Raw genomic sequence first — 15,604 nt, 5'->3', positions numbered from 1 at the left:
CGGACGGGCGTTCGTCCGTCCGGCGAGTGGCGTGTCGGCGAGTGGTCTGTCGGGGAGGGGCGTGTCGGCGAGTGGCGGTCAGGCGCCGGCGGGGGAGCGGTGCCGGTCCAGGATTCCCTCGACGATCCGCATCAGCCGGGCCCCGGGCCGGTCGATGCTGCCGTTCTGCGTGCTGACCTGCGCGCCTTCCAGTACGAAGGTGATCTCCGCCGCGGCCTGCTCCGGGTCGGGCAGCCCGGCCTCCTCGCACATGCCGACCAGCCTGCGGGTCTGGCGGGCCTTGTGCCGCTCGATCACCTGCCGCGCGGGGTGGTCGCGATCGGGCAGCTCGGCAAGGGAGTTGATGAACGGGCAGCCCCGGTGCGAGATCGCGGGCAGCCCCTCGGCGATGAAGCGGGCCAGCCCCAGGATCTGCTCCCCGGGCCGGCCGGGATGTTCGGCCTCGACCCGGTCGAAGGCCGCCTGGTACTCGGCGGCGACGATCCGCAGCCACTCCGCGACCAGCGCGTCCTTGGTGTCGAAGTGCCGGTAGATCGCCATCTTGGTGGTCTCGGCCTTGTCGGCGATCACCTGGACGCCCACCCGTCTGATCCCCTCGCTCAGGAACAGCTCTTCCGCCGCGTCGAGGATGCGCTCACGGGGCGGCAGTTTCGCCACCCTGCTCGGCCTTCCGGCGGTCGTTGCCATGACTGCTCCCCTCACTTCCCGCTCTCCCCGCTACGGTACCAGTCCGTCCCATACGATACCGTGCGGTATCGTCAAGGACTCAAGGGTATCGTTCCATCCGTCGGGAGTGACAGTGAGAGTGACCGAGTACGTACGCCACGACGCGGTCGGGCTCGCGGAACTGGTGGCAGCCGGCGAGGTGACCCCCGCCGAACTGGAAGCAGCCGCACGCGAGGCCGCGCGGGCGGTCCATCCGCGGATCAACGCCGTCCCGGAGTCCTGGCCGGCCGACGACGCGCCCGTCCCCGGCAGCACACCGCTGGCCGGAGTCCCCTTCCTGATCAAGGACATCGGGGTCACCATGGCCGGGAGGCGGACGGAGCTGGGCAGCCGTCTCGCGGCCGGCCACGTGGCGCGCGCCGACTCCTCCCTGATGCGGCGTTTCCGCCGAGCCGGCCTGGTGACCTTCGGCCGTACGGCCACACCGGAGATGGCCTACAGCGTCACCACCGAACCGGTGCTGTACGGCGCCACCCGCAATCCCTGGGACCCGGAGCGGAGCGCGGGCGGATCCAGCGGGGGCTCGGCCGCGGCCGTCAGCGCCGGCGTGGTCCCGCTCGCACACGCCACCGACGCCGCCGGCTCGCTCCGCGTCCCCGCCGCGTGCACCGGCCTGTTCGGGCTGAAGCCCACCCGGGGCCGGGTCTCCATGGGCCCCGACTTCGACGAGCTGTACAACGGCCTGGCGGTGCACGGCGGCGTCAGCCGGACCGTACGGGACAGCGCGGCACTGCTCGACGCGATACGCGGCCCGGAGGCGGGTGACCCCTACTTCGCCCAGGAGCCGGCCCGGCCGTACGCGCGGGAAGTCACCCGGCCCCCGGGCTCGTTGCGGATCGGCGTCCTCACCCAGGCGTGGGGCGGGCGCCGTACCACCGCGCCGGTGACCGAAGCGCTCTCCCGGACATCGCGTCTGCTCGAATCCCTCGGGCACCAGGTCATGGAGGCCACGGTCGGCCTCGGTGTCGACTGGGAGGAGTTCGTGCTGGCGAACGCCCGTCTGTGGACGGCGAATCTCACGGCCTCCGTCGACGGGCTGGCCGCCGCCCTCGGCCGGCCCGTCGACCACTCCACCCTCGAACCGGTCACTCTCGCCGGCTACCACTACGGACAGCGCGTCGGCGCCGCCCAGTTCGTCACCGCCCTCGGGGTCCGCAACACCGTCGCGCGGAGCCTGGCACGGTCCTTCGACACGTACGACGTGCTGCTCACCCCGACCCTGCCGGAGCTTCCGCCGCCCTTGGGCGCCTACGGCGAGGGCGCGGAGACGCTGGACGGCCTCGGCTGGATCGCCCGTGTCTTCGACCGCTCGCCGTTCACCGTGCCGTTCAATGTGGCGGGCACGCCCGCCATGTCCGTCCCGGTGACGACCGACGCGGGGACGGGGCTGCCGATCGGTATGCAGTTCGCCGCCGGTTACGGGCTCGAAGGCCGCCTCTTCCGCCTCGCGGGCCAGCTCGAACAGGCGAGCCCGTGGTCGGGCCGGACCCCCGCGGTCTGGGCGGGCGATCTCACGGACCGCTGAGGCTCCACCGCCGGAGAGCCAGGGGGGGGAGGGACACACGCGGAGCCGCTCCCAGCCCGCGTCGTGCGGGCCGGGAGCGGCGGGGGATGTGCGGGTGGAGGCGGTCCGGTTACGGGGCCGAGTGCTCCTCGTGGGGCTGGGCGCCGACCGCGCCCGGCTTCCAGGGCTTGGCCGTCAGGCCGTTGAGGTCCCACACGACCTCGCCCGCGCGCACCGTCAGCTCGGTGACCAGCTTCTCCTTGCCGTCGACCCGGAGGCCGAAGCTGTCCGGGTACCCGAACCTGCCCTTCTCCAGGTCGAACACCGCGATGTCGGCCGGCGATCCGACGGACAGATTGCCGAGGTCCTTGCGGCCCAGGGCCTGCGCCGGCTTCCAGGTCGACTCCTCGACGACGTCCTTGAGGGGCTGACCCATCGCGAGGAACTTGGACATGACGTTGGACATGTCCTTCATGCCCGCGTTCATGCTGGTCACATGGAGGTCCGTGGAGATGGTGTCGGGCCAGAAGCCCTCCTTCTTCCCCTCCATCGCGACGTTCCAGTCGAAGCTCCCGCCGCCGTGGCCGACGTCGAAGAGGACGCCGCGGTCACGGCCCGCCCGGAGCGCCGGGTTGAGCTTGCCGTCCTCGCCCAACTCGCCGCGCAGACCGGAGTAGACGTGCGAGTAGATGTCGCCCGGCCGCAGCTTCTTGGTGAGCAGTTCCTCGATGGTCCGCTCCTCGGCCGACCCGAAGTCGATCATCGCCGGGACCCCGGCGATCTCGCCGGCCTCCACGGACCTCTCCACCGGCGCCCAGGACGGACCCTCGTAGTGCGCCGTCTTGATGCCCCTGATGATCTCGGGGTACTCCTTGGCGACCTTGGCGGTCACCTCGGCGTCCATGTCGCCGAGGTCCTGCTCCTTGTCACCGCCGGCCATGCCCTTGCCGACGATGTTGAGCAGCGCCAGCACCCGGGTCTTGGACGTGTCGATGATGTTCTTCTTGAACAGCTCGAAGTTCTCGGCTCCGGACGAGCCGGTGTCGAGCGCCGTGGTGACCCCGGCCCGGAAGGTGAAGCCGTCCGGCGGCAGACCGAGCACACCGTCCGCGTAGGCGTCCTGCTCACCCCGGAACAGATGGGTGTGCATGTCGATGAAGCCGGGGGACAGATACTTGCCCTTGACGTCGACCGTCTGCTTGGCGCGTGACGGGTCGATCTTCGATCCGACGGCGGCTATCTTGCCGTTCTTCACGGCGATGTCCATGACCTTGTCGCGGTTGTTCTTGGGGTCGATGACATGGCCCCTCCGCAGCAGAAGGTCGTAGGTGACCGCGGACGCCGAGGCGTCCGAGCCCGCCGGGTCGTCCGAGGACCCGTCGGTGGCGCTGCTGGCGGCCGATGCGCCCACCACGAGGGTGAGAACCGCGGGGAGCACGACCCAGGGGGCCCGTGTTCTCAGTGACATGCCAACCCCAATTTCGTCCGGTGACGCGAGTTTCGAGCGGTGATGGTGTGAGCGGTGGTGGTGCGAGCGGTGGTGGTGCGAGCGGTCAAGGCCCCTGCGGCGGTGAGGGATTCCGTGGTGCCGCTCATCGCACGGCGATGCAGTCGATCTCGACGAGCGAGTCCCCCGGGATGCCGGCCTGCGCGGCGATCGTCGTGCGTACGCCAGGCTCGGGACCGAAGCGGCCCAGGAAGACCGCGTTCATCCCGTCGTAGTCGTCGAGGGAGTTGAGATAGACGTTGACCTTGAGCACCCGGTCCATGGACGAGCCGGCGGCTTCCAGATACTTCTCCACCTCGTCGAGCACATGCTCGGTGTGCGCGGTGATGTCGCCCTCGAAGTGCGCGCCGATGCCCGAGATGAAGACCAGGTCCCCGTAGCTGACGACCGGGCTGAACAGCGGATTCTCCGGCGGCTCGCCGCCGCCCGGGTAGTGGATCTCCTTCTCGGGCTTGTGCCGCTTGCGGTCCTCGCCCGCCTTGACGGCCAGCGCCGGGGTCGCGGCCACGGCGGCCACGACCGGAGCCTTGCGGATGAAGTCCCTGCGGTTCGTCACGTGTCCTCCTTCGTCCGTGCCCGCACGCGTGGGCGCGGGCACGGAACGTCAATGGAATTCCTGCTGGTCCGGGGAGAGTTGAGGGAATCGGGAGCGCGGGCTCAGCCGTCGCGCCTGGCCTTCCAGGTGGCCTTCAGGTACTCGCCCATGTTGAGTTCGCCGCGGATCGAGTCGCCCGTGAGCGTCCCGGTGAACGTGAAGTCGAGGGCGTCGCCGGACGATTCGCTGAGCGTGCTGCGTACGGTCACCGTCCTGCCGCTGACGGATCCGGTCGCCTTCCTGGACACGTACTCACCGGTGTGGGTGCCGGTGATCTCGGCGCCGTCCTGGGCGAGTTCCAGCCGGTGCGCGGTCGAACTGCCCGCCAGATACTCGATCTCCAGGCTCCACTTCCCGGTCACGTCGACCGACGGCGGACGCGGGGGAGCGGGCGGCGCGGGCGGATCGGTGAGTATCCGGACCAGCGCGTCGGCGATGATCTTCTCCTCGCCGGGCTGGAGCATGTACGGCGTGACCGACACACCCGACCGCTCCGGGTCGTCGCTGCCGGCCGCGTTGATCGCGATGCGCTGCTTGGCCTCGTACAGCGTGTCGGCCACGGTCTGGCCGGACACGCCGAGCTTCTTCTCGTTCCAGGTGATCGTGAGCGACGGTGTGCGGTTCGACAGGCTGTCCGGCTGGATGACCTCCGTCTTCACACTGCCGATCGCCGAGACCCGGCGGGAGATGGTCTTGAGCCAGGACTCCCACCGCGCGAACTCGGCTTCGTGGTCACGTTGGACCCACATCTCGACGGCGGCCAGCATCCCCATGGCCTCTTCCTTGCCGACCTTGTAGCCGCGGCCGATGCCGTGGTGGGGCGCGCTGCTGACCCACGCGGCGCGTACGAGATCCTCCCGGCCGAGCAGCAGACCGGTCGACTGCGGGCCGCGGATGGCCTTGCCGCCGCTGTACGCGACGAGGTCGGCGCCGCGCTCCAGATGCACGTTGGGGATGGTCAGGATCTCGGCGGCGGCGTCGACCAGCACCGGCACGCCCTCGGGCCCGGCGATCGAGGCGATGACATCCGTGGGGAGTTCGCTCTCGTCGACCCTGGGGCCCGCCATGATGTAGACCAGCGCGGTCTGCGGGCCGATGGCCGCCTTCAGCTCGTCGGGTGTCGAGACCTCGACGACCTTCACGCCGACCGCGCTGACCGCGTTCTCGTACACGTTGCGCGAGTGGGCCGGGATGATGACCTCGGTCTTCTGGAAGCCCGTCAGATCGGGCAGCCGTACATGCAGATCGGGGTTTCCCCCGGAGACGCACGCCGTGGTGGCGTGCGTGAGCGCAGCATGACAACCGGAGGCGACCAGCCCGTGCTCCGCCTTGGTGATCTTCGCCAGCCGTTTGCCCACCGCCTCGGCCAGCTCGTCCAGCTGTACGAACTGTCTTGCCGCCGCGTCTATCGCTTCCCGTACCTCGGGCAGCATCAGCGAACCGCTGATGACGGTGTACGTGCCGCGCCCGTTGATCATCGGCCGTACGCCGATGCGTCCGTAGACGTCCTTGGTCTTGCCGGCCGCTGTCGCCGTCCCCCCGGTGGACTGCGCCAGAGCCTCGGTCGCGCCGCCGAGCAGCGGCCCCAGCGAGAGGACACCGCCCGCCGCCGCGCTGCGTTGCAGAATTGCACGACGGGAAAGAGCATTACTTGGCATTCCGGCTCCCGTGTCGCCTTGTGAGTCAATGTGCGGACCACGGTAAGGAGCCGGGAGGCAGGTGTTAAGCGCGTCTTCCAGATGACAGTATTCGATTTCCGGATCGGTGTCTGACCTGCGGTTTCGAATAAAACAGGGTCGACGTTGAACAATTTACCGTCGGATTACGTATGGGGTGGGGAGTGCGCCGGATTTCCGTTGCGTGAACCGCGCGTAACCGTGCGAACGCGCCATGCGCAGACCTCTGTGGGCGGCCCGGAGTTCCGGCTCAGAGCGCCGGTTCCACTTCCAGGAAACGTCGGCGGCGGGGGCCCCGGTAGAGCAGGGCCTCCCAGCCCAGCGGGGCCAGTGCGGCGGCGCACGCGGTGAGTTGGCGCTCCTCGTCCTGGGCCGCGCCGCCGCCGTGCGGGCCGAGCCACTCCACGCGTACCGTCTCGGGGCGTTCGCCCGCGGTGACACGGAAGCCCGTGGCCGTACGCCGTCCCTCGCCGTCGAGCGCGGAGGGCGGGAGACCGGCGGCCTCCAGCGCCAGGGCGATAGCGCGGACGGGCTGGTTGCGCTCCCACAGGGCCGGCACGGCGGCGGGATCGGGAGCGGTGGTGTTGGTGAGGCGGCGGATCTGCGTCAGGCCGCCGAAGGCGACCCGGACCTCGGCGGCGCGCACCTCCGCGCGTACGGAAGGGGCCGGGCCGTCGCCGGTCGCGGCGGCGAAACCGGCCGGCCGCCCCGCGTCCCCCTCAGCAGTCATGCCTGAAGAGTAGAGCCCTGAACAGCGAAGGAGCCCCGACCGGACGGGGGAGACCGGTCGGGGCCGTTGAGGCGGGGTGCGGGCGGCGGTCGCCTCGCGGCGATTGGCTCCACAGGGCTTCAGCCGAACGATCTTCCCTGTGGGCATTTCTTGATGGGGCCCGGGGACACTGTTCCGTCCACACCCACACTGCTCTCAACGGCTACCCGTCGAGGAATGTTCCCGGGTGATTCCGGTGGGCCCGATCCCGTCGTGGAGCGGGCGGACGGCGACTGTCAGTGGCGGGTGATAGACCGGGAGCTGTCGGCCGCCCGGCCGCCCGGCAGCACCGCACAGGAGGAGATCCCCATGGCCCCGACACCGACACCGACACCGACGCCAACACCTACGCCGACCGGCAGGCTGCTGCGTACACCCGACGGGGTCGACCTCGTCCTCACCCGTGGATTCGCCCTCCCGGTCGAAGAGGTGTGGGCGGCCCTCACCGAGTCCGCGCGCACCGCGCTGTGGTTCGGTCCGTGGGAGGGGGACGGCGTCCCCGGCGGCAGCGCGCGCGTGCGGATGCTCTTCGAGGATGAGACGCCGTGGATCGAACTGGGCATCGAGACATGTGAGGCGCCGCACCGTCTGATCGTGACGACGGTCGACGAGGCGGGCAGCTGGCGACTGGAACTGAAGCTGTCGGGAACACCCGGCGACGGGGCCGGCGCCGGGTCGGGCGGCACGGAGCTGAGCTTCATCCAGCACCTGCGTACGGAGGCGGGCCTCGGTGAGATCGGCCCGGGGTGGGAGTACTACCTGGACAAGCTCCGCGCCTCGCTGGACGGCACCCCGCAGCCGGTGTTCGAGAGCTACTACCCGGCGCAGAAGGCGTACTTCGAGGAGCTGACCGCCGAGTAGAGGGGAGTGGCCCGAGCGGTCACGGGCGCGGGCGCACCGGTCGTTCACAGAGCCCAGTCGGCGGAGGCCGCCGACGTCCGCGTACGGCCGAACTCCAGCGTGGTCAGGACCGCCTCCGACGGCAGGTCGAAGACCAGCCACCCACGCGCCGACCGGCCGGCGGCCAGCGGCACGGGCCAGTTCATCATCGGGCCCACCGTGAGATCGGTGGAGGCGGGCAGCGGTACATGTCTGCGGCCGAGCGAGTCCACGGCCATGAAGCTGTGCGCCACGTCGTGCCCGTACGGCCGCGCCCCCGCATTGCTCACCTCGGCGAGCACGGCGACCCACTTGCGGCCCTTCGCGGCACGTGCGCCCGCGTCCCCGCGGTTCTTCGCGTCGGCGGAGGCAGAAGCAGAAGCAGAGGGGGAGGTGGCGTCGGAGGAAGAAGCGGCGGCGTCGGCGCCGGCCCGGCCGGCCGTCACCCTGGACGCCTCGTCGACGACGGCCGTCACCGCCAGGGCGAGCATCGCCTCGTCGTCACCGTCGGGATGGTTCACGAGGACGGTGTCGCCCAGCAGTACGGCGGTCCGGGCGGGCCGTACTGTTCGGGCGGACCGCCCGTCGTCGGACTCCGCGTCCTGCGGCGCCGCCACACAGCCGGTGAGGGTGCACGCGGCACCGACGGCGACGGCGACAGCCGTCAGTCCGAGGGAGCGGCGGCTCGATGTGCGTGTCATGACCGAATGATGGAGCGCCCGATCGTGTGGACGGCGCTCATCCGCAGGTGTTTCTAGGACATCTTCTGTCCTAGACGCTGCCTACGTTGGGGTCTTCGCGTCAACGCCCCACGAAGGAGCCCCTCATGAGCGTTCTCAGCGGCAACCAGCCCGAAGGCACCCCCACCTGGATCGAACTCAGGACCCCCGACCGCGAGACAGCGCTCCCCTTCTACCGGGCGCTCTTCGGCTGGGAGTTCGAGCCGTATCCGACCGGCGACGCGGACGGCACCGTCTGTCTGCTGCGCGGCCGGCCGGTCGCGGGGATCGTCCCGGACCCGGACCGGACCGAAGCCGTATGGACCATGTACTTCGCCACCGAGGACTGCGACGACACGGCCCGGCGCGTCACGGAGGCGGGCGGCCGGCTGATCGAGGCGCCGGCGGACCTCGCCGACCACGCCCGTACCGCCGTCGCCGTGGACGCGGTCGGCGCCCGGTTCGGGCTGTGGCAGGGACTGGCCCGGCTCGGCAGCGAGATCGTCAACGAGCCCGACTCGCTCGTCCGCAACGACCTGATCACCCCCGATCCCGAGCCTGCCCGCGCTTTCTACACGGCGCTGTTCGGCTTCACGCTGGACGGCAACGACGAGGTGCCGGAGCTGGACTTCACCTTCCTGCGCCGTCCCGACGGCCATGAGATCGGCGGGATCGTGGGCAGTGCCGACGTGCCCACGTCCGCCTGGGGCACGCTGTTCGCCGTGGCCGACACCGACGCCGTGGCCGCGCGCGCCAAGGAGTCCGGCGGCTCGTCCACGGAGCCGGAGGACACCCCGTACGCGCGCATGGCCGCCGTCACCGACCCGTCCGGCGGGGTGTTCTCGGTGGGCACGGCCCCGTAGCCCTCGCGGCCGGACAGGGCCCGCCGTGGCCCGGCATGTTCCCCCGGCATGTCCCGGCGTGTCCGCCGCCGACCGATGAGTCGCGGGCCCGCCGAGGGTCAGCATGGAGAGATCACTCGTCGGCCCGGCGCTCCCCACGGGGGCGGCGCGGCCATCAGACAGGAGGACGCCCATGCCCGCCACCGTCCAGCCCATCGTCGTCACCCCCGCGATCGACCGTCTCCTGGCCTTCTACCAGGGTCTGCTCGGCGCCGTGGAGACCTCGCGCACCCCCGAGGCCGGGGAAGGGCCTCCCTTCTTCATCAATCTGCGGGTCGGCGACTCCGACCTCGGGCTCGTGTCGGACACCGACGTCGAGTTGGGTACGGCGCAGCGGATGCTTCTGAGCGTCTCCGTCTCCGACGTGAACGAGCGGATCGGGCACGTCGAGAGGCTGGGCGGGCAGGTGCTCGGGCCCGCCAACGACATGCCGTGGGGCCAGCGGGTCGCCCACATCAAGGACCCGGACGGCAACGCCGTCAATCTCACGCAGACGCTCTGAGCCCACCCGCGAGGCCCGCCTGCCCCCGACGTAGCATCGTCCGCATGGAGAAGCGCGTACTGGGCAGGACGGGCCGCGAGGCATCCGTCGTCGGACTGGGCACATGGCAGCTGGGGGCCGACTGGGGTGACGTCGTCGAGGCCGACGCCTTCGCGGTCCTCGACGCGGCGCTCGAAGCGGGCGTGACCTTCTTCGACACGGCGGACGTGTACGGCGACGGCCGCAGCGAACAGCTCATCGGACGGTTCCTGAAGAACCGCCCGAACGCCGACGTCTTCGTCGCGACGAAGATGGGCCGCCGGGCCGAGCAGCGCCCCGAGAACTACAGCCTGGACAACTTCCGCATCTGGAACGACCGTTCGCGCGCCAACTTCGGCGTGGACACCCTCGACCTCGTCCAGCTGCACTGCCCGCCGCCGGCCGTCTACTCCTCCGACGCCGTCTTCGACGCGCTCGACACCCTGGTCGCCGAGAAGCGGACGGCGGCCTACGCGGTGAGCGTCGAGACCTGCGCCGAGGCGCTGACCGCCATCGCCCGGCCGGGAGTCGCCTCCGTACAGATCATCCTCAACCCCTTCCGGCTCAAGCCGCTCGAAGAGGTGCTGCCCGCCGCCCGGGAGGCGGGAGTCGGCATCGTCGCACGCGTCCCGCTCGCCTCGGGACTGCTCTCCGGCAAGTACACGAAGGACACCGTCTTCGCCGCCGACGACCACCGCAGCTTCAACCGGCACGGCGAGGCGTTCGACCAGGGCGAGACCTTCTCCGGCATCGACTACGCCACGGGTCTGTCGGCAGCCGCCGAATTCTCCGGGCTGGCCCCCGAAGGCGCCACACCGGCCCAGACCGCGCTGCGCTGGATCATCCAGCAGCCCGGCGTCAGCACGGTCATCCCGGGCGCCCGCTCGGTCGAGCAGGCACGGGCCAACGCGGCTGCCGCCTCTCTCGCACCGCTGTCGGAGGCCACGCTGGACGCCGTACGCGATCTGTACGACCGCCGCATCCGTGCGGAGATCCACCACCGCTGGTAGGGATGGTGGGACAGACCCCGCGTACGTCGTACAAAGGAGACATCCCATGGCCCTGAACATCGAGGAACGCCAGCGGTTTCTCGCCGAGCCGCACGTCGCCGCCATCTCCGTCGACTCCGGCTCGGCGGACCGGGCTCCGACGACCGTCCCCATCTGGTACCAGTACACGCCGGGCGGCGACATCTGGCTCCTGACGGGGGCCGACTCCCGCAAGGACAAGCTGATCAGGGCGGCGGGCCGGTTCACGCTGCTGGTCGAGCGGATCTCTCCCACCGTGCGGTACGTCTCCGTCGAGGGCCCGGTCACGGACCGCGTCCCCGGCACCCGCGACGACCTGGTGGAGATGGCGTCCCGCTATCTGCCCGCCGACAAGGTCGACGGCTACGTCGCCATGGCCACCGGCGGCCACGTCGAGCGGGTGGTCTACCGGATGCGGCCCCAGCGCTGGCTGTCGTCGGACCTCGGCTCCTTCTGAACGTATGCCGTGTACGCCGACCGTGAACGGCCGGCCGGGTCGAATCACTGATCGATTAGCGTGCTCGGATGGAGAAGACCCTGAAGGGCGCCCTCGTGCTCCTGCGCCCCGCCGTCCCGGACGACATCCCCGTACTCGCCACCATCCGCGCCACGCCCGAGGTCTACGCGGCGTGGCGCGGCGGTGACGACCTCCTTGCCGCCGTGACCGAGGATCTCGACGAACCCGGCCTCACCTCACTGGTCATCGAGCTGGACGGCGCCGTCGTCGGCGCGATCCAGTGGGCCGCCGAGGAGGATCCCGACTACCGGCACGCGAACATCGACATCTACGTCGATCCCGCCGCGCACGGTCGCGGGGTGGGCACCGACGCCGTACGCACCCTGGCCAGGCATCTGGTCACGGACCTCGGCCACCACCGCGTCGTGATCGATCCGGCCGCCGACAACGCCGCGGCGATCAGGTGCTACACCAAGGCCGGCTTCCGGCCCGTCGGGATCATGCGCGACTACGAGCGCGGCCCCGACGGAACCTGGCACGACGGACTGCTGATGGACCTCCTCGCCACCGATCTCCAGCCCACTGATCTCCAGGCCGCCGACGCCGATCCACTCGGCGGCCCCACCGACTGAGTCAACCGCGGGCGCACTCCAGCGACTTCAGGGTGACCGCGTCGGCCATCGCCTGCATGCCCTTGTCGTTGGGGTGCAGATGGTCGCCGTTGTCGAACGTGGGCAGCAGCCGCTCCGCGTCGTACGGGCTGCGCACCACCTCGTCGAAGTCGACCACCGCGTCGACCACCCCGGCGGTACGGATCCACTCGTTGACCTCGACGCGTACGGCCTCACCCGCCGGGTCCCACTCCGACCAGCCCTTGAACGGCATGACGGTGGCACCGACGACACACAGCCCCGCCGCGTGCGACCGGTCGACGATCTCGCGGTAACCCGCCGTCAGGGACGCGGCGGTGACGCCGGTGTGGGACTTGATGTCGTTGACGCCCTCGAACAGGAACACCGTCCGCACGCCGGGCAGCGACAGCACATCGCGCTCCAGTCGCTTGAGCGCGCTCTGCGCCGCGCCGTCCGCCAGGACCTGGTTGCCCGAGATCCCCGCGTTCGCCACGCCCTTCACCGTGCTGAGGGGGGAGTCGTGCAGCCGGCGGGCCAGGAAGTCGGGCCAGCGCAGGTTCTTGTCCGTGCTGGACTGCCAGCCGTCCGTGATGGAGTCTCCGAGCGCCACGACGGCCCCGGCCCCGGCGTCCGCGTCCACGGTGACCGCGTCGAGGTAGAACCACGACCCCAGCCGCTCCGTGTACGCGCCGTCCCGCTCCCGCGCCGCGTGGTTCCCGGCGGCGGCGTACGACGTCGCGAGAGCCATCCCGTGCCCGGTGGCGGGCCCGCCCGCGTCGCGCGCGTACAGGCTGACGGCCAGATCGCTCATCGCGGCGACCCTGCCGGGCAGCGGGTCGCTGTAGCGGATCTCGCCCGGCGCCAGCGTCACGGACGCGGCCCCGTCGAAGACGAGCTTCCTGTTGCTGCCGGGCCGCAGCCGGGCGCCGCTCTCGCAGAGCCCGGCGTAGGCGCTGCCGATGACCAAGGGCCGGTCCCCGAACGCGTTGGAGATCCGGATCCGCAGTCCCGTACCGCCCACGCTCGTCCGCACGATCAGCCGGTAACTCCGGTCGCCGGCCGCCTCACCCATCCGGTCCGCGCTCGCCGCCCAGGTGACGGTGGATCTCGCGGGCGGGGGAGGGACGGCCGCGGTGGACGCGCTCGCGGAGGGGACGTGCGCGGGTACGAGCACCACCGCGGCGAGCGCCAGCACCAGCGAGGTCAGCCGACGGCGTACGGCCCCACTCATCCGAAGTTCCGCAGCGTGACGGCTCTCCCCGAGCGCAGCGCCACGTCGTGCGAGACGCCACCGGCCGTGACCTTCGTCCTGCGCCCGCCGACGCTGCGGATCCTCGCCTCCCGGACCTTCCCGTCCCGCCAGCTCAGATCCACCACGAAACCGCCCCGCGCGCCGATGCCGGTGACCGAACCGGACCGTGCCCACGCGGCGGGCAGCGCCGGAAGCAGCTCGATATGGCCGGGCCGCGAGTAGAGCAGCATCTCGATCATCGCCGCCGGGGTACCGAAGTTGGACTCGATCTGGAAGATCCCCCGACCCTTCTCGACCTCGTAGATGTCGAAGAGGTTCATCGCGGTGCCGTTGGTGCCGTCGACCGACGGCCGCAGATTGTTGACGACCAGTTCGTACGCGTGGTCCGCGTGCTTCAGCCGCGCCCAGCACAGGGCGCGCCAGGCGTTCGCCCAGCCGAAGCTCTCCATCCCACGGGCGGTGAGGAGTTCGGTGGCGCCCTTGACCAGTTCCGCGGGCGAGTCGCCGGGGCGGATACGGTCACCGGGGAACAGGCTGATCAGCGGCGAGAGATGACGGTGCGTCGTCTCGCCGAGGTTGTCGGGCGACATCCACTCCTGGAGCCAGCCGGTCTTCGGGCTGACCTCCGGCAGATACAGCCGGTCCTGGAGCCCGGCTATCGTCCTGGCGAACTCGGCGTCCCTGCCGAGGAGTTCACTGGCCTCGCGGTAGTTGACGAACAGGTCGCGCACCACCTCCTGCGCGTAGGTGATGCCCTTCGCGTCCTGCGGGCCGTGCTCCGGCGACCAGTCGTTGTCCGCGACGAGGACTTCGCGCTCCTCGCCGCTCGAAGGGTCCTTGACCGTCATCGTCACCAGCCGGGTCTCCCAGAACTCGCAGGCACCCTTGAGCATCGCGTAGATCTTCTTCACGAACTCCAGGTCCTGCGTGTACTGGTAGTGCTCCCAGAGCGTGTTGCACAGCCACGCGTTGCCCGGCGGATGCCACCACCAGCCGAGTCCGCCGTAGATGTTCGTCGAGTACGCCACCGTCCACCCGGCGACCTTCCCCGAGGAGTTGCGGAACCGGTTGCGCGGATCGTTGAAGTGGGCCCGGGTCAGCTCGGACCAGACCGGCAGCTGCGCGAGGCAGTAGTCGGTGAACGCGTCGAAATTGCGTGAGAGCGCGGTCCGGTCGGCGATCCAGTAGTTCATCTGGATGTTGATGTCGGTGTGGTAATCGCCCATCCAGTCCGGGTCGTTGCCGTCCAGCCACGGACCCTGGAGGGCGACCGGCAGTCCGTCCCGGGAGCTGCTGATCATCAGATAGCGGCCGAACTGGAGGTACAGCGCTTCGAGTTCGGGATCGGGCACGTCCTGCTGCGTACGGTGCTTCAGCCGCTCCCAGGTGTCGAGCGCCCGCTGCTCACCCGTGGAGGGGCCCAGCGAGATCCTCATCCCCTCGAACTGGTCGCGGTAGTCGGCGACATGGGTGTGCAGCAGCGTGGTCGCCGAGTGGCGTACGGCGTCCTGGGCCTTGGCCCTGGCGAGCGCGGCCGGATCGAGGTCCGGGTCCCGGTAGCCGGTGGTGTGGTCGGGGGCGTAGTTCGATCCGCCGCTGATGACGACGGTCAGGTCGGCGCACCGGGTGAAGACGATCCGCGAGCCGTCCGTGGTGACCGAACCGCTTCTGCTGCGCGCGGTGACGGCGGCGCCGTAGCGCAGCCCGTTGGCGAACTCGGCTCCGAGGAACAGGCTGTCGTCCTTGCCGTCCGCCGACGTCTTCTCGTCATGGGTGCCGTCGAGCGAGATCGTGCCGGTGTAGTGGCCGCCGCCGCGCTGCGAGAAGTGGACGACGATCACGTCGTCCGGGTGGCTGGCGAAGACGCGGCGCTCGTAGCTGACGCCCGACCGGACATAGCCGGAGGTGACCAGGCCCTGGTCGATGTCGAGTTCGCGGCGGAAGTCGTTGACCGCGCCGAGATCGTGGTCGGGGATGTCGATCGTGACATGGGCCAGCTGGGTGAAGCTGCCGAAGTCGGCCCGCCCGTAGGGGAATTGGCCGTCGGGCTCCAGTACGTCGTTGATGCCGCCGGTCCACATCGTGGCGTCGGAGACGAAGATCAGTTCCTGCCCGGGATCGTTGCCGACGAGCGCGCCGAGCCGCCCGTTGCCGACCGGCAGGGCCCGTTCGAGCATCGTCGCCCTCCCGGCCGGCGCGCGGTACCACATCCGGGTCGTCGAGCCCTCGCCCTCGGCGAGCATGGGGGAGCTGGTGGGGCGCTTCGGCGGCGCGGAGGCGGCGAAGGCGGGCAGTGCGCCGAGCGCGGTGAGGGCGCCGGCGCCGGCGGCGAGCGTGAGCGCGCGACGCCGGGTGGGGCCGGTGCCGGACTGCGTGGGCGGGTGGGGCCGGTGCCGGACTGCGTGGGCGGGTGCTGATCGTTCATGGGACAACTCCAT

Annotated in this window: 15 protein-coding genes; 7 read left to right on the top strand and 8 right to left on the bottom strand. The window is 70.6% G+C overall.

The features are described from left to right. Positions 1-78: 78 nt before the first annotated feature. The gene (locus tag ACFYNU_RS06960; RefSeq protein WP_356584939.1) at positions 79-687 is read right to left on the bottom strand and encodes a TetR/AcrR family transcriptional regulator; all 609 of its coding nucleotides are present in this window, start codon (positions 685-687) and stop codon (positions 79-81) included. Between the two features lie 112 nt (positions 688-799). Between ACFYNU_RS06960 and ACFYNU_RS06955 the strand changes: the two genes are divergently transcribed. Continuing rightward, on the top strand, positions 800-2,251 hold the full coding sequence (locus ACFYNU_RS06955) for an amidase (RefSeq protein ID WP_356584938.1): 1,452 nt from the start codon (positions 800-802) through the stop codon (positions 2,249-2,251). Between the two features lie 109 nt (positions 2,252-2,360). Here ACFYNU_RS06955 and ACFYNU_RS06950 read toward each other — a convergent pair whose 3' ends face one another. The 4 genes from ACFYNU_RS06950 to ACFYNU_RS06935 all read right to left on the bottom strand — a co-directional run bounded on the left by ACFYNU_RS06950 (position 2,361) and on the right by ACFYNU_RS06935 (position 6,738). Then, positions 2,361-3,698, bottom strand: coding sequence for an amidohydrolase/deacetylase family metallohydrolase (locus ACFYNU_RS06950; RefSeq protein ID WP_356584937.1), 1,338 nt, complete (start codon positions 3,696-3,698; stop codon positions 2,361-2,363). A 124-nt stretch (positions 3,699-3,822) separates the two neighbouring features. After that, positions 3,823-4,293 carry a RidA family protein gene (locus tag ACFYNU_RS06945; protein WP_356584936.1) on the bottom strand — a complete coding sequence of 157 codons (471 nt, stop codon included), beginning with the start codon at positions 4,291-4,293 and terminating at the stop codon, positions 3,823-3,825. 101 nt (positions 4,294-4,394) lie between these two features. After that, a complete protein-coding gene (locus ACFYNU_RS06940) occupies positions 4,395-5,990 on the bottom strand; it encodes an aminotransferase class V-fold PLP-dependent enzyme (protein WP_356584935.1) in 1,596 nt (531 codons plus the stop codon). 268 nt (positions 5,991-6,258) lie between these two features. Then, the gene (locus tag ACFYNU_RS06935) at positions 6,259-6,738 is read right to left on the bottom strand and encodes a hypothetical protein (protein ID WP_356584934.1); all 480 of its coding nucleotides are present in this window, start codon (positions 6,736-6,738) and stop codon (positions 6,259-6,261) included. A 216-nt stretch (positions 6,739-6,954) separates the two neighbouring features. Here ACFYNU_RS06935 and ACFYNU_RS06930 point away from each other — a divergent pair, with 216 nt between their 5' ends. Then, entirely contained in the window at positions 6,955-7,638 is a 684-nt protein-coding gene (locus ACFYNU_RS06930) for an SRPBCC domain-containing protein (protein WP_356584933.1), read from the top strand. Positions 7,639-7,682: 44 nt separating this feature from the next. Here the strand turns inward: ACFYNU_RS06930 and ACFYNU_RS06925 are convergent, their stop codons facing one another. Further along, positions 7,683-8,357, bottom strand: coding sequence for a hypothetical protein (locus ACFYNU_RS06925; RefSeq protein ID WP_356584932.1), 675 nt, complete (start codon positions 8,355-8,357; stop codon positions 7,683-7,685). Positions 8,358-8,482: 125 nt separating this feature from the next. On the opposite strand from ACFYNU_RS06925, the gene ACFYNU_RS06920 reads away from it, so the two are divergent. From ACFYNU_RS06920 to ACFYNU_RS06900, 5 genes are all read left to right on the top strand, one after another. Beyond that, positions 8,483-9,238, top strand: a complete 756-nt coding sequence (locus ACFYNU_RS06920; protein WP_356584931.1) for a VOC family protein — start codon at positions 8,483-8,485, stop codon at positions 9,236-9,238. Between the two features lie 172 nt (positions 9,239-9,410). After that, positions 9,411-9,779 (top strand): VOC family protein, encoded by a 369-nt coding sequence (locus ACFYNU_RS06915; RefSeq protein WP_356584930.1) that lies wholly within the window; start codon positions 9,411-9,413, stop codon positions 9,777-9,779. 44 nt (positions 9,780-9,823) lie between these two features. Beyond that, positions 9,824-10,807 (top strand): aldo/keto reductase, encoded by a 984-nt coding sequence (locus tag ACFYNU_RS06910; protein ID WP_356584929.1) that lies wholly within the window; start codon positions 9,824-9,826, stop codon positions 10,805-10,807. Between the two features lie 46 nt (positions 10,808-10,853). After that, on the top strand, positions 10,854-11,282 hold the full coding sequence (locus tag ACFYNU_RS06905; protein ID WP_356584928.1) for a pyridoxamine 5'-phosphate oxidase family protein: 429 nt from the start codon (positions 10,854-10,856) through the stop codon (positions 11,280-11,282). Positions 11,283-11,350: 68 nt separating this feature from the next. Further along, a complete protein-coding gene (locus ACFYNU_RS06900; protein WP_356584927.1) occupies positions 11,351-11,914 on the top strand; it encodes a GNAT family protein in 564 nt (187 codons plus the stop codon). Position 11,915: 1 nt separating this feature from the next. Here the strand turns inward: ACFYNU_RS06900 and ACFYNU_RS06895 are convergent, their stop codons facing one another. Continuing rightward, entirely contained in the window at positions 11,916-13,145 is a 1,230-nt protein-coding gene (locus ACFYNU_RS06895; RefSeq protein ID WP_356584926.1) for an SGNH/GDSL hydrolase family protein, read from the bottom strand. Beyond that, positions 13,142-15,604, bottom strand: coding sequence for a glycoside hydrolase N-terminal domain-containing protein (locus ACFYNU_RS06890; RefSeq protein WP_356584925.1), 2,463 nt, complete (start codon positions 15,602-15,604; stop codon positions 13,142-13,144). The genes ACFYNU_RS06895 and ACFYNU_RS06890 overlap by 4 nt, the downstream gene beginning before the upstream one ends.

The organism is Streptomyces sp. NPDC006643 (assembly GCF_042870175.1).
Lineage (GTDB): Bacteria > Actinomycetota > Actinomycetes > Streptomycetales > Streptomycetaceae > Streptomyces.
Note: the sequence above shows the minus strand (reverse complement) of the source record. Positions and strands in the feature narration are given on the sequence as shown.

What these genes read in the sequence shown, in the direction of transcription:
- ACFYNU_RS06960 (WP_356584939.1), bottom strand. Translation starts at nt 687, where the DNA reads ATGGCAACGACCGCCGGAAGGCCGAGCAGGGTGGCGAAACTGCCGCCC.
- ACFYNU_RS06950 (WP_356584937.1), bottom strand. Translation starts at nt 3,698, where the DNA reads ATGTCACTGAGAACACGGGCCCCCTGGGTCGTGCTCCCCGCGGTTCTC.
- ACFYNU_RS06940 (WP_356584935.1), bottom strand. Translation starts at nt 5,990, where the DNA reads ATGCCAAGTAATGCTCTTTCCCGTCGTGCAATTCTGCAACGCAGCGCG.
- ACFYNU_RS06935 (WP_356584934.1), bottom strand. Translation starts at nt 6,738, where the DNA reads ATGACTGCTGAGGGGGACGCGGGGCGGCCGGCCGGTTTCGCCGCCGCG.
- ACFYNU_RS06930 (WP_356584933.1), top strand. Translation starts at nt 6,955, where the DNA reads ATGTTCCCGGGTGATTCCGGTGGGCCCGATCCCGTCGTGGAGCGGGCG.
- ACFYNU_RS06925 (WP_356584932.1), bottom strand. Translation starts at nt 8,357, where the DNA reads ATGACACGCACATCGAGCCGCCGCTCCCTCGGACTGACGGCTGTCGCC.
- ACFYNU_RS06920 (WP_356584931.1), top strand. Translation starts at nt 8,483, where the DNA reads ATGAGCGTTCTCAGCGGCAACCAGCCCGAAGGCACCCCCACCTGGATC.
- ACFYNU_RS06915 (WP_356584930.1), top strand. Translation starts at nt 9,411, where the DNA reads ATGCCCGCCACCGTCCAGCCCATCGTCGTCACCCCCGCGATCGACCGT.
- ACFYNU_RS06910 (WP_356584929.1), top strand. Translation starts at nt 9,824, where the DNA reads ATGGAGAAGCGCGTACTGGGCAGGACGGGCCGCGAGGCATCCGTCGTC.
- ACFYNU_RS06905 (WP_356584928.1), top strand. Translation starts at nt 10,854, where the DNA reads ATGGCCCTGAACATCGAGGAACGCCAGCGGTTTCTCGCCGAGCCGCAC.
- ACFYNU_RS06900 (WP_356584927.1), top strand. Translation starts at nt 11,351, where the DNA reads ATGGAGAAGACCCTGAAGGGCGCCCTCGTGCTCCTGCGCCCCGCCGTC.
- ACFYNU_RS06895 (WP_356584926.1), bottom strand. Translation starts at nt 13,145, where the DNA reads ATGAGTGGGGCCGTACGCCGTCGGCTGACCTCGCTGGTGCTGGCGCTC.
- ACFYNU_RS06890 (WP_356584925.1), bottom strand. Translation starts at nt 15,604, where the DNA reads ATGGAGTTGTCCCATGAACGATCAGCACCCGCCCACGCAGTCCGGCAC.